The 13027-nt window shown below is 60.8% G+C and carries 12 protein-coding genes and 1 pseudogene; 8 read left to right on the forward strand and 5 right to left on the reverse strand.

What is annotated here, in order from left to right; genetic code table 11:
* Positions 1-27 precede the first annotated feature (27 nt).
* Positions 28-210 carry a hypothetical protein gene (locus BM416_RS29755; protein WP_092490350.1) on the reverse strand — a complete coding sequence of 61 codons (183 nt, stop codon included), beginning with the start codon at positions 208-210 and terminating at the stop codon, positions 28-30.
* A gap of 332 nt (positions 211-542) precedes the next feature.
* On the opposite strand from BM416_RS29755, the gene azu reads away from it, so the two are divergent.
* The gene (azu, locus tag BM416_RS29760) at positions 543-989 is read left to right on the forward strand and encodes an azurin (RefSeq protein ID WP_027607696.1); all 447 of its coding nucleotides are present in this window, start codon (positions 543-545) and stop codon (positions 987-989) included.
* A 74-nt stretch (positions 990-1063) separates the two neighbouring features.
* On the opposite strand, the gene nadE is transcribed toward azu, so the two are convergent.
* The 3 genes from nadE to BM416_RS29775 all read right to left on the reverse strand — a co-directional run bounded on the left by nadE (position 1064) and on the right by BM416_RS29775 (position 4145).
* Positions 1064-1891: an ammonia-dependent NAD(+) synthetase gene (nadE, locus tag BM416_RS29765; protein WP_027607697.1), complete on the reverse strand. Its 828-nt coding sequence runs from the start codon at positions 1889-1891 to the stop codon at positions 1064-1066.
* Positions 1892-1894: 3 nt separating this feature from the next.
* Entirely contained in the window at positions 1895-3109 is a 1215-nt protein-coding gene (gene pncB, locus BM416_RS29770) for a nicotinate phosphoribosyltransferase (RefSeq protein ID WP_065947132.1), read from the reverse strand.
* Positions 3110-3254: 145 nt separating this feature from the next.
* A complete protein-coding gene (locus BM416_RS29775; protein ID WP_092490351.1) occupies positions 3255-4145 on the reverse strand; it encodes a LysR family transcriptional regulator in 891 nt (296 codons plus the stop codon).
* A gap of 153 nt (positions 4146-4298) precedes the next feature.
* On the opposite strand from BM416_RS29775, the gene BM416_RS29780 reads away from it, so the two are divergent.
* The 7 genes from BM416_RS29780 (at position 4299) to BM416_RS29810 (ending at position 12613) form a co-directional block, all read left to right on the forward strand.
* Entirely contained in the window at positions 4299-5789 is a 1491-nt protein-coding gene (locus BM416_RS29780; RefSeq protein ID WP_092358960.1) for an L-piperidine-6-carboxylate dehydrogenase, read from the forward strand.
* Between the two features lie 66 nt (positions 5790-5855).
* Positions 5856-7139, forward strand: coding sequence for an L-pipecolate oxidase (locus BM416_RS29785; RefSeq protein WP_092490352.1), 1284 nt, complete (start codon positions 5856-5858; stop codon positions 7137-7139).
* Between the two features lie 374 nt (positions 7140-7513).
* Positions 7514-8650 (forward strand): branched-chain amino acid ABC transporter substrate-binding protein, encoded by a 1137-nt coding sequence (locus BM416_RS29790; protein WP_027607701.1) that lies wholly within the window; start codon positions 7514-7516, stop codon positions 8648-8650.
* Positions 8651-8833: 183 nt separating this feature from the next.
* The gene (locus BM416_RS29795) at positions 8834-9748 is read left to right on the forward strand and encodes an ABC transporter permease subunit (protein ID WP_003236186.1); all 915 of its coding nucleotides are present in this window, start codon (positions 8834-8836) and stop codon (positions 9746-9748) included.
* Between the two features lie 2 nt (positions 9749-9750).
* Complete coding sequence (gene livM, locus BM416_RS29800) at positions 9751-11028, forward strand: high-affinity branched-chain amino acid ABC transporter permease LivM (RefSeq protein ID WP_027607702.1); 1278 nt, start codon at positions 9751-9753, stop codon at positions 11026-11028.
* On the forward strand, positions 11025-11900 hold the full coding sequence (locus BM416_RS29805; RefSeq protein WP_027607703.1) for an ABC transporter ATP-binding protein: 876 nt from the start codon (positions 11025-11027) through the stop codon (positions 11898-11900). The genes livM and BM416_RS29805 overlap by 4 nt, the downstream gene beginning before the upstream one ends.
* Complete coding sequence (locus BM416_RS29810; protein WP_027607704.1) at positions 11897-12613, forward strand: ABC transporter ATP-binding protein; 717 nt, start codon at positions 11897-11899, stop codon at positions 12611-12613. Before BM416_RS29805 ends, BM416_RS29810 begins: the two co-directional genes overlap by 4 nt.
* 140 nt (positions 12614-12753) lie before the next feature.
* On the opposite strand, the pseudogene BM416_RS30670 reads toward BM416_RS29810, so the two are convergent.
* A pseudogene (locus BM416_RS30670) lies at positions 12754-13027 on the reverse strand (IS481 family transposase); the annotation flags it as partial.

Genomic DNA, 13027 nt, shown 5'->3' on the forward strand with positions numbered 1-13027 from the left:
GGGGTGGCCTGCTCACCACAACGAAAATTATTCAGCTGGATCTTTTGGTGTTTCAGTCTCGTCGCTCGTTACTTCACCATCAGCATCCGGGTTGAGTGCGCCGGCTTCTTCATCTACCGCGGCTTTCTTACGTTGCAGTTTTTCCTCTTTCTTCTGTTCCTTGGCCAAGTCTCTCTGACGTTTGGCGAAGGAGTAATTAGGTTTGGCCATGGGCGATCCTCTAGGGTCGAAGGTGAGGGTGGCGGCGCGCAGCTGCCTTGGGACGACATGGTAGCAGCTTCAAGGGGCGCTTGGCCTTCACTTACCGCAGGCGTACGCGGCCAGGAGGCCATTGAACAGTTGGTTGAGGTGCATGGCTCGGGCTCCAGTGGGTGATGGGCCGATCATAGACACCCTGCGGCACTTTGGCTGGTTGATTGTGTCGATAAGTCTGATAGCCTAAAGTTGTATACAATCTGTTGATTCAGGTCATAAGAATTTTTGCCTGCCTCAGGCACCCTTGTCGCATTACGCGTTGTTTAAACCCTGCCTTGGAGATTCACATGTTTGCCAAACTCGTTGCTGTTTCCCTGCTGACTCTGGCCAGCGGCCAGTTGCTTGCTGCAGAGTGCAAGGTCACCGTCGACTCCACTGACCAGATGTCCTTCAACACCAAGGAAATCACGATCGACAAGAGCTGCAAGACGTTCACTGTCGAGCTGACTCACTCCGGCAGCCTGCCGAAAAACGTCATGGGTCATAACTGGGTGCTGACCAGCGCCGCCAACATGCAGCCGGTTGCCACTGATGGCATGGCTGCTGGCATCGACAAGAACTACCTGAAAGAGGGTGACGATCGCATCATCGCCCACACCAAGATCATTGGTGCCGGCGAGAAGGATTCGGTGACCTTCGATGTCTCGAAACTGGCGGCCGGTACGGATTACGCGTTCTTCTGCTCGTTCCCGGGCCACATCTCGATGATGAAGGGCACTGTGGTCCTGAAGTAAGACCGCGTTATCGTTCATCGGGGGCTTGCCCCCGATGACTGCCTGCCAATCAACACACCACTATCTGGCTCACCTCACGGCGCAAACGGCATCACCCGCTTGTGTTCGGTCTTGCGGTACGTCTCGCAGATGATTCGGAACGCTTCCTCCCGCACCGGCTCACCGTGCAGGAACGCATCGATCTCGGCATAGGTCACGCCATGTGACGCTTCATCCGGCTTACCTGGCGACAGGTCTTCAAGGTCGGCCGTCGGCACCTTCTCCACCAACGACTCCGGCGCACCAAAGAACCGCGCAATCGCGCGTACCTGGTTCTTTACCAGCCCGCTCAACGGCGCCAGGTCGCAGGCGCCATCACCGAACTTGGTGAAAAAGCCCATCACCGCTTCCGCCGCATGGTCGGTACCGATCACCAGGCCGCTGGCCGCGCCGGCGATGGTGTACTGCGCCACCATGCGCATGCGCGCCTTGGTGTTGCCGAGCACGAAGTCGCGGGACACCGCCGCCTTGCCTTCAAACGCCGCTACTTCATTGGCCAGGGCTTTCACCGCCGGGCCGATGTTCACGGTGTGGCGCTCGTCCGGGTCGATAAAGTCCACCGAGGCCTGGGCATCGATTTCATCGAACTGGGTTTCGTAGGGCAGGCGCACGGCGATAAAGCGGTAGGCCTCGTCACCGGTGCGGGAGCGCAGTTCCTGCATCGCGCGTTGGGCCAAGAGGCCGGCAGTCAGGGAGTCGACGCCGCCGCTGATGCCCAGCACCAGTGTCTTGAGCCCGGAATTGCGCAGGCAATCCTGGATAAACGCCACGCGCCGGGCAACTTCGGCCTCGAGGGCGGCTTGGTCCTTGAACGGCGCTTGGACCTTGAGCTGTTCAGCAATCTCACGCTGTACGGCTTGCATGATTCACTCCTTGCTAGAGATGGCAGGTACTTTGAAAACATGACGCAAATAGGCGACAAAATTCGGGTCGGTGCAGTGGGTCTTGCCCGCTTCATCCGAGATCTTCGCGACGGGCTGGCCATTGCAGGCGGTCATTTTAAGCACGATGCTCATCGGTTCCACCCCTGGAATATCGCAGGTCAGGTTGGTGCCGATGCCGAAGCTCACATTAATGCGACCACGCAGCGCGCGGAATATTTCCAGGGCCTTGGGCAGCGACAGGCTGTCGGAGAACACCAGGGTCTTGCTCATCGGCTCGATGCCCAACTTATGGTAGTGGGCGATGGCTTTTTCCGCCCACTGCACCGGGTCGCCGGAGTCGTGGCGCAGGCCGTCGAACAGTTTGGCGAAGTACAAGTCGAAGTCGCCGAGGAACGCGTCGGTGGTGATGCAATCGGTCAGGGCGATACCCAGCAGGCCACGGTATTCGCGGACCCAACAGTCGAGGGCGGCGATCTGGCTGTCGATCAGGCGCGGGCCCAGTTGCTGGTGGGCCATGATCCATTCATGGGCCATGGTGCCCAGCGGCTTCATGTCGAACTCGCGGGCCAGGTGCACGTTGCTGGTGCCGACAAAACGCCCGGGGAAGTCATGCTTGAGCACGCTGACCACTTCTTCCTGCACGCGGTACGAGAAGCGTCGGCGCGTGCCGAAGTCGGCCACTTGCAGCTCGGCCAGCTCGTCGCTGCTGGCGTTGGCCGTCAGCCAGTCGAACTTGCGGTACAGCTGCTCGCGGGCCTGTTCGAGGATCACCGTCTGGTAACGGTAGCGGTTGCGCACTTCGCTGACGATCGCCAGCATCGGCACTTCAAACAGAATCACATGCAGCCACGGCCCGCGCAGGCGGATAAACAACTCGCCGTTCTCGATGCCGGTCTGCACATAGCGCAGGTTGAAGCGAAACAGTCCGAGAAAGCGCAAAAAATCCGGCTTCATAAAGCTGATGCGCTCCAGGAACCCCAGTTGGTCCGGGCTCAGGCTCAGCTCGGCCAGGCGCTCGATCTGGTAGCGGATCTCCGCGAGGTACGGGCGCAGGTCTTCGCTGTTGCGGCAACGAAACTCCCATTCAACTTCCACATTGGGGTAGTTGTGCAGCACCGCCTGCATCATGGTCAGCTTGTAGAAGTCGGTGTCGAGCAAGTTCTGCACGATGCGATCGGCAAACACACTCTCGCTCATAACGGGAATCTCCAGACAGGTCGGGCGATGGGCGCCGACCTTTACGCACAATTAAGGAAGGGGGCTAGTGGCGCATAGACGCGGGTAGGTTTGCCAGTGATTTTTTTTCCAAGGCCACTTGCCGCCGATGGCGATATTCCTGGCACTAAACAACCTGCTCCATCATCCACTTCACAAACTCCCGCACCTTGGGCACTTCCGCCGAATGCTCCGGATAGGCCAGGTAATACGCGTCCTGGCTGGGCATTGCATGCTGCCAGGGGATCACCAGCTTGCCGTCGGCCAGTTCTTCCTCCACCAGAAAGCGCGGCAACAATGCCACGCCGCAACCGACCTGCGCCGCGCGAATGCACATATAAAAAGTGTCGAAACGCGGCCCGTGGTAGCTGTGTTCGGTGTGATAACCCTGGTCGGCAAACCAGTCATGCCAGCCCTGGGGGCGCGAGGCGTTTTGCAGCAGCACCAGGTCGCTCAGTTGCGTGGGATCGGTGAAGGGCTGCGCCGGCAGGCTTTCCGGGGCGCACACCGGCACCAGCTCTTCGCTGAACAGTTTCAGGCTCTCGGTGCCGGGGCGCGAGCCCTGGCCGAAGTAGAAGGCCATGTCGGCCTTGCCTTGCAGCAGTTCGTCCGGCTCCTGTTCGTTGCACAGGTCCAGATGGATCTGCGGGTGGCGCAGGCGCCAGCCCTTGAGGCGAGGCACCAGCCAGCGCGCGCCAAAGGTGTAGGGCGTGGACACGCGCAACACTTCGGTCTCGCCGCCATAGGAGCGCAGGTAGTGGGTGGACATCTCCACCTGCGTGAGGATCTTGCGCACTTCCACCAGGTACAGGTCGCCTGCCGGAGTCATCTGCAAGCGGCGGCGTACGCGGCGGAACAGCAGGTGCTGGAGTAATTCCTCCAACTGCGCGACCTGTTTGCTCACTGCGCTTTGCGTGAGGTTCAGCTCCTCGGCGGCGCGGGTGAAGCTCAGGTGGCGGGTGGCGGCCTCGAAACACTGCAGGGCGGTGATCGAGGGCAAATGTCTTTTGTTCAGCACGGCATGCCTCTTTTTATTCTTTGCATGAATAAACGGAATGATATCTCGCCTAATCGTCGTTTGTTGGCAAGTCTTGGGCCAGCTACAAATAAGGCCTGGATCGCCGTGCGTGCCGCGGTGCGATTTTTTGTTCGAAGATTGAAGGAGTGACCCATGGTTGCCGCATTGCTTGATCGTCTCGGGGTAAACCCGGCGCTGTACCAGGCGGGTAAACAACCCGTGCATTCGCCCATTGATGGCAGCCGTATCGGCAGTGTGCACTGGGAAGGTGCCGCCGAGGTGGAGCAACAGGTCAGTCGCGCCGAGCATGCATTCGAGGCCTGGCGCAACGTGCCGGCCCCCCGTCGCGGCGAGTTGGTGCGCCAGTTCGGCGATGTACTGCGCCAATACAAGGCCGATCTGGGCGAGCTGGTGTCCTGGGAGGCCGGCAAGATCACCCAGGAAGGCCTGGGTGAAGTGCAGGAAATGATCGACATCTGCGACTTCGCCGTGGGCCTGTCGCGCCAGCTGTACGGCTTGACCATCGCCTCCGAGCGCCCAGGCCACCATATGCGTGAAACCTGGCACCCGCTGGGCGTGGTCGGGGTGATCAGCGCCTTCAACTTCCCGGTGGCCGTGTGGGCGTGGAACACCACACTGGCGCTGGTGTGCGGTAACGCAGTGATCTGGAAACCGTCGGAAAAGACCCCGCTCACCGCCCTGGCGTGCCAGGCGCTGTTCGAGCGTGTGCTGAAGAATTTCAAGGACGCGCCGCAATACCTGAGCCAGGTCATCATCGGCGGCCGCGATGCCGGCGCTGCGCTGGTGGATGACCCGCGCGTGGCCCTGATCAGCGCCACCGGCAGCACCCGCATGGGCCGCGAAGTGGCGCCGAAAGTTGCCGCGCGGTTTGCCCGCAGCATCCTCGAGCTGGGCGGCAACAACGCCATGATCCTCGGCCCGAGCGCCGATCTGGACATGGCCGTGCGCGCCATCCTGTTCAGCGCCGTCGGCACCGCCGGCCAGCGCTGCACCACCCTGCGCCGCCTGATCGCCCACGAGTCGGTCAAGGAAGAAATCGTCACCCGCCTCAAGGCCGCCTATTCGAAAGTGCGCATCGGCCACCCGCTGGAGGGCAACCTGATCGGCCCGCTGATCGACAAGCATGGTTTCGACGCTATGCAGGACGCCCTGGAGCAGGCCTTGAGCGAAGGCGGCAAGGTGTTCGGCGGCAAGCGCCAGTTGGAAGACAAGTTCCCCAACGCTTACTACGTGTCGCCGGCCATTGTGGAGATGCCTGAGCAAAGCGATGTGGTGTGCACCGAAACCTTCGCGCCGATTCTGTATGTCGTCGGCTACAAGGACTTCGCCGAAGCCCTGCGCCTGAACAACGCCGTGCCCCAGGGCCTGTCGTCGTGCATTTTCACCACTGACGTGCGCGAGGCCGAGCAGTTCATGTCGGCAGTGGGCAGCGACTGCGGGATCGCCAACGTCAATATCGGCCCGAGCGGCGCGGAGATTGGCGGCGCGTTTGGCGGTGAGAAAGAGACCGGTGGCGGGCGTGAGTCGGGTTCGGATGCATGGCGCGGGTATATGCGCCGCCAGACCAACACGGTGAACTACTCGCTGGAGTTGCCACTGGCCCAAGGCATCACCTTCGACTGACCTTCCCACATGTGACCGCATTGCACATCAAGATTGTTGTTTGTTGGGTCTCACCGGAGTCTGGCAATGGCATTACGCGAAGCATGTTTGTGGGAACACCTCACCCCTGGCCGGCCGGACCGTGCCGCGCTCCAGGGCGAGGTCAAGGTGGATGTGTGCGTGATCGGCGCCGGCATCACCGGTTTGTCCGCCGCCATTCATTTGCTGGAACAGGGTAAAAGCGTCGCCGTGCTGGAGGCTCATCGCACCGGCCACGGTGGTTCGGGGCGCAACGTCGGGTTGGTGAATGCCGGCCTGTGGATCCCCCCGGACGAAATCGAAGCCGGGTTCGGCGAAGCGGTGGGCAGCCAGCTCAACCGCATGCTCGGCGCGGCACCGTCGCTGGTGTTCAGCCTGATCGACAAATACGCCATCGATTGCCAATTGCGCCGCGAGGGCACTTTGCACATGGCACATAACGCCCGTGGCGAGGCGGATTTGCGCAGTCGCGAAGAGCAGTGGAAGCGCCGTGGCGCGCCGGTGGAATTGCTCACCGGCCAGGCCTGCGAACATGCCACCGGCACCAAGAAAATCGCCGCCGCCTTGCTGGATCGGCGTGCTGGCACCTTGAACCCGATGGCCTACACCAGTGGCCTGGCGAATGCCGCCGTGGGGCTTGGCGGACAGTTGTTCGACCATTCTCCGGTCGCCCGGTTGGAGCGCCAAGGTGCGAGTTGGTCGGTTCAGACCGCCAGCGGTTCGGTGCAGGCTGCACAAGTGGTCATCGCTTCAAACGCCTACACCGAAGGTGAGTGGACCGAGCTGCGCCGCAATTTTTTCCCCGGCTACTACTACCAGGTCGCCTCCGCGCCGCTGACCGACGCCGCCGCCGAGCAGATTCTGCCCGGCGGCCAAGGCTCATGGGACACGCGCCAGGTACTGAGCAGCATCCGCCGCGATGCCGATGGTCGCCTGTTGCTCGGCAGCCTGGGCAACGGCAACCAGAAACCGGCGTGGTTCCTCAAGGCGTGGGCTGATCGGGTGCAGCAACATTACTTCCCGTACCTCAAATCGGTGCAATGGGAGTTCACCTGGACCGGCTGCATCGCCTTCACCCCCGATCACCTGATGCGCCTGTTCGAGCCCGCCCCCGGCCTGGTGGCGGTAACCGGCTATAACGGGCGCGGCGTGACCACCGGCAGCGTGGTCGGCAAGGCGTTCGCCGACTATTTGTGTCACCAGGATCCCCAGGCGTTGCCGATTCCGTTTGCACCCATGCAACCGCTGGCCGGGGTTGGGCTGCGCAGTTGCCTGTATGAAGCCGGATTCTCGCTGTATCACGCCGGGCAATGCCTGAGGATCGTGATCTGATCAGCGAAATACCGCTCAGAAGCCTGCATTTTCTTAGCCGGCTACTAATCTGTATTGGTGCAGGTCGTAGCAGTTGCGCACTGTAAATGTGCAGTTCCGTTACGCAGGCTGTTACAGCTGTAGGAACTGTCGTTTATTGCTTTGGTTGCAGGTGCGACCCGTCAGGGTTGTACTTTTTCGGCCTATGGGTTGCACCTATTGATGCTAGAGGGTTGCACGTCCTGGCGAGCGGAGCCGAAACGCCTGCAATAACAATGACACCGTGTCTTTTTGAAGAATAAAAACGTAATGGCACGAGGCTTGCTCTGGGCTTTCAGTGAAAAGTTTGAACGCAAGTTGTCGTGCCAAAAATCAAAAATATCGGAGCACCACTCATGTCCCAGACGTTTTACAAGAAAGGTTTTCTGGCCCTCGCCGTTGCAGCGGCGCTGGGTGTTTCTACGTTTGTTCAAGCTGATGTGAAGATTGGCGTTGCGGGGCCGATGACCGGCGCCAACGCCTCGTTCGGTGAGCAGTACATGAAGGGTGCCCAGGCGGCAGCCGAGGTGATCAACAAGGCCGGCGGCATCAACGGCGAGAAAGTTGTGCTGGTGGCAGGCGACGATGCATGCGAACCCAAGCAGGCCGTGGCCGTGGCCAACCGCCTGGCTGACCAGGACAAAGTGATTGGCGTGGTCGGGCACTTCTGCTCGTCGAACACCATCCCGGCCTCCGAGGTCTACGACGAAGCGGGCATCATCGCGATCACCCCAGGTTCTACCAACCCACAAGTGACCGAGCGCGGCCTGGGCGCCATGTTCCGTATGTGCGGGCGTGACGACCAGCAAGGCATCGTCGCCGGCGACTACATCGTCGACGTGCTCAAGGGCAAGAAAGTCGCCGTCATCAACGACAAGGACACCTACGGCAAAGGCCTGGCCGACGCCACCGCTGCCCAGTTGACCAAGCGCGGCGTCAAGCCGGTGCTGGAAGAAGGCCTGACCCGTGGCGAGAAAGACTTCAGTGCGCTGGTCACCAAGATCCGCTCCCTGGGCGCTGACGTCGTGTACTTCGGTGGCCTGCACCCGGAAGCCGGTCCATTGGTTCGCCAGATTCGTGAAGCGGGCCTGAAGGACGTCAAGTTCATGTCCGATGACGGCGTGGTGACCGATGAACTGGTGGCCACCGCTGGCGGCGCGCAATACGTCGATGGCGTGTACATGACCTTTGGCGCCGACCCGCGCCTGCTGCCAGACAGCAAGGCCGTGGTGGAAGAGTTCCGCAAGGCCGGCTACGAGCCTGAGGGCTACACCCTGTACGCCTACGCCTCGCTGCAGGCCCTGGCCGCCGGCTTCAACGGCGCCAAGTCCAACAAGGGCGAAGACGCGGCCAAATGGCTGAAAGCGCACCCGGTCAAAACCGTGATGGGCGAGAAGACCTGGGACGCGAAGGGCGACCTGAAAGTCTCCGACTACGTGGTTTACCAGTGGGATAAAGACGGCAAATACCACCAGCTGGAAAAGCAGAAGTAATCCATGTGGGAGGGGGCTTGCCCCCGATAGCGGTGGGTCAGTCAACAGTTGTTCAGCTGACCCACCGCATCGGGGGCAAGCCCCCTCCCACATTGGGACAGCGTTGTTATTGAGATCTGTCTTTTCCTCCAGAAGCGCCGCACACCGACTGGTGTGCAGGTGCTCACCGCGTGAGATTGCGTTATGGATGGTATTTTCCTGCAGCAACTGGTCAACGGCCTGACCCTCGGGTCGGTCTATGGCCTGATCGCCATCGGCTACACAATGGTCTATGGCATCATTGGCATGATCAACTTCGCCCACGGCGAGGTTTATATGATTTCCGCTTACCTCGCGGCGATCAGTCTGGCACTGCTGGCTTACTTCGGCATCGAATCCTTCCCGCTGCTCATTCTCGGCACCCTGATCTTCACCGTGGTCGTCACTGGCGTGTACGGTTGGGTCATCGAACGGGTCGCCTACAAACCGCTGCGCAACTCCACCCGCCTGGCTCCGCTGATCAGCGCCATCGGCATCTCCCTGATCCTGCAGAACTACGCGCAGATCGCCCAGGGCGCGAAACAACAAGGCATTCCAACCCTGCTGGCCGGCGCCTGGCGCGTCGATATCGGCAGTGGGTTCGTCCAACTCACGTACACCAAGGTCTTCATCCTCGTGGCGGCGTTTGCCGGCATGGCGTTGCTCACCTACATCATCAAGTACACCAAGCTCGGCCGCATGTGCCGCGCCACCCAGCAAGACCGCAAGATGGCCTCGATCCTGGGGATCAACACCGACCGCGTAATCTCCTACGTGTTTGTCATCGGTGCCGCCATGGCGGCCCTGGCCGGCGTGCTGATCACCCTCAACTACGGCACGTTCGACTTCTACGCCGGCTTCATCATCGGCATCAAGGCGTTTACCGCAGCGGTACTCGGTGGCATCGGTTCCCTGCCTGGGGCGATGCTGGGCGGGATCATCCTGGGTATTTCCGAGTCGTTGTTCTCGGGGTTGATCAACTCCGACTACAAAGACGTGTTCAGTTTCTCCCTGCTGGTGGTGATTCTGATTTTCCGTCCCCAGGGCCTGCTTGGTCGCCCACTCGTGGCTAAGGTGTAAACATGTCTGCTGCCAAACCCATCGATATCAAGAAAAGTGTGGTCGATACGGTCCTTGCCGGGCTGATTTCGTTGATCGTGTTCGGTCCGATCGTCGGCGTGGTCCTCGACGGCTACAGCTTCAACCTGGAACCGGCCCGTGTGGCTACCCTGGTCGCCATCGTGATGGCCGGGCGCTTTGCCCTCAGCCTGTTCCTGCAAACCCCCAAGGGCCTGAAGATTCTGCAGGGCTTCGAAAGCAGCGGCTCCGGCGTGCATGTGCTGCCACCGGACTACAAGTCGCGGCTGCGCTGGATCATCCCGGCGCTGATCGTGATCGCCATCGTGTTCCCGATCTTCGCCAACAAGTACCTGCTGACCGTAGTGATCCTCGGGCTGATCTACGTGTTGCTGGGCCTGGGCCTGAACATCGTGGTCGGCCTGGCCGGGTTGCTCGACCTGGGTTACGTGGCGTTCTACGCGATCGGCGCCTACGGCCTGGCGCTGGGTTATCAATACCTCGGCCTGGGCTTCTGGAGCGTATTGCCGCTGGCAGCCATCGCAGCGGCTTTAGCGGGGTGCATACTCGGCTTCCCGGTGCTGCGAATGCACGGTGACTACCTGGCCATCGTGACCCTGGGCTTCGGTGAAATCATTCGCCTGGTGCTCAACAACTGGCTGTCGTTCACCGGCGGCCCCAACGGTATGCCGGTGCCTTCGCCGACCTTCCTGGGCCTGGAGTTCGGGCGCAAGGCCAAGGAGGGCGGGGTTCCGTTCCACGAGTTCTTCGGCATCGATTACAACCCCAATATCAAGTTCATGTTCATCTACATCGTGCTGTTCCTGGTGGTGCTGGCCGTGCTGTACATCAAGCACCGCCTGACCCGCATGCCGGTCGGCCGCGCCTGGGAAGCCTTGCGCGAAGATGAGATCGCTTGCCGCTCCATGGGCCTGAACCACGTGCTGGTCAAGCTCTCGGCCTTCACCATCGGCGCGTCCACTGCCGGTTTGGCCGGGGTGTTCTTCGCCAGCTACCAAGGCTTCGTCAACCCGTCGTCGTTCACCTTCTTCGAGTCGGCGCTGATCCTGGCCATCGTGGTACTGGGCGGCATGGGCTCGACGGTCGGCGTGGTGATCGCGGCGTTCGTCTTGACCGTCGCGCCTGAACTGCTGCGCAGCTTCAGCGAGTACCGCGTGCTGCTGTTTGGCGTGTTGATGGTGGTGATGATGATCTGGCGACCGCGCGGCCTGATCCGGATCAGCCGTACGGGTGTGACACCACGCAAGGGGGTAGCGCCATGAGCAAGGAAGTCGTCCTCTCCGTGGAACACCTGATGATGCACTTCGGTGGCATCAAGGCCTTGAGCGATGTGAGCCTCAAGGTCGAACGCAACTCGATCTTCGCCCTGATCGGCCCCAACGGCGCGGGCAAGACCACCGTGTTCAACTGCCTCACCGGCTTCTACAAAGCCAGCGGCGGCAAGATCGAACTGAACATTCGCGGCAAGCAGACCAATGTGATCCAGCTGCTCGGCGAACGCTTCAAGGCGGTCGACTTCGTATCGCCGAAAAGCTTCTTGAGCCGGGTGTACTACAAGATGTTCGGCGGCACCCATCTGGTCAACCGCGCCGGCCTGGCCCGGACCTTCCAGAACATTCGCCTGTTCAAGGAAATGTCGGTGCTGGAAAACCTGCTGGTGGCCCAGCACATGTGGGTCAACCGCAACATGCTGGCGGGCATCCTCAACACCAAGGGCTACCGCAAGGCCGAAAGCGATGCCCTCGACCATGCGTTCTACTGGCTCGAAGTGGTGGACCTTGTGGACTGCGCCAACCGCCTGGCCGGTGAGCTTTCCTACGGCCAACAGCGCCGCCTGGAAATCGCCCGCGCCATGTGCACCCGGCCGCAGATCATCTGCCTGGACGAACCGGCAGCGGGCCTCAACCCCCAGGAAACCGAAGCCCTCAGCGCGATGATTCGCCTGTTGCGCGACGAACACGACCTGACGGTGGTGCTGATCGAACACGACATGGGCATGGTGATGAGTATTTCCGACCACATTGTGGTGCTGGACCACGGCAACGTGATTGCCGAAGGCGGGCCGGAAGCGATCCGCAACGACCCGAAAGTGATTGCCGCCTACCTGGGCGCCGACGAAGAGGAGCTGGTATGAGTGCACCTATCCTCGAAATGAAGGACCTGGACGTGTTCTACGGCCCGATCCAGGCCCTGAAAAAAGTTTCGTTGCACATCAACGAAGGCGAAACCGTCAGCTTGATCGGCTCCAACGGCGCGGGTAAATCCACGCTGCTGATGTCGATCTTCGGCCAGCCACGGGCCGAGTCGGGGCAGATCCTCTACAACGGCGTCGACATTACCCACAAGTCGTCCCACTACATTGCCTCCAACGGCATTGCACAGTCGCCGGAAGGGCGGCGGGTGTTCCCCGACATGACCGTCGAGGAAAACCTGCTGATGGGCACCATCCCCATTGGCGACAAGTTCGCCCAGGACGATATGCAACGCATGTTCGAGCTGTTCCCACGGCTCAAGGAACGACGTAACCAGCGCGCCATGACCATGTCCGGTGGCGAGCAGCAAATGCTCGCCATCGCCCGCGCGCTGATGAGCCGGCCCAAGCTGTTGCTGCTGGACGAACCGAGCCTGGGCCTGGCGCCGATTGTGGTGAAGCAGATCTTTTCCACCCTGCGCGAGCTGGCCTCCACCGGGATGACCATCTTCCTGGTGGAGCAGAACGCCAACCATGCATTGCGTTTGTCGGACCGGGCGTATGTGATGGTCAACGGTGAAATTCGCCTCACAGGCACCGGCAAGGAGCTGCTGGTGAACGAGGAAGTGCGCAACGCCTACCTTGGCGGTCACTGATCCAAACAGCGACGCAGTCCGCCTGTGGGAGGGGGCTTGCCCCCGATGGCGTTGTATCAGTCAGCACACCTGAAACTGACACACCGCCATCGGGGTGTAGAACCGTAGACATCGTTTACATCTGAAACCGGGGACATCGTTTACACATTTGAGGCCTGGACGCGGGTCATACCTCGTCCAAGCCTCCCCAAGGGATAATCACACAGGTACAAATCCCAAGCATCATCTTCAGCTTCTTTGAGCCCTATCCTTTCCCCGGACAGCGCCTCGCTGATAAATACCAACTTGCCGTTCCACTTGATCGATCCGTCCTGCCTGACGCTTCGAACTTTCATTTCTGCCGGATATTCCACATCGGGCAAGCACCCTGGATAAATTCGGGTGGACGGCACATACAAGTCTCCCGGACTTTTC

It is taken from the genome of Pseudomonas sp. NFACC42-2 (genome assembly GCF_900116055.1).
In the GTDB taxonomy this organism is placed as follows: Bacteria; Pseudomonadota; Gammaproteobacteria; order Pseudomonadales; family Pseudomonadaceae; genus Aquipseudomonas; species Aquipseudomonas marginalis.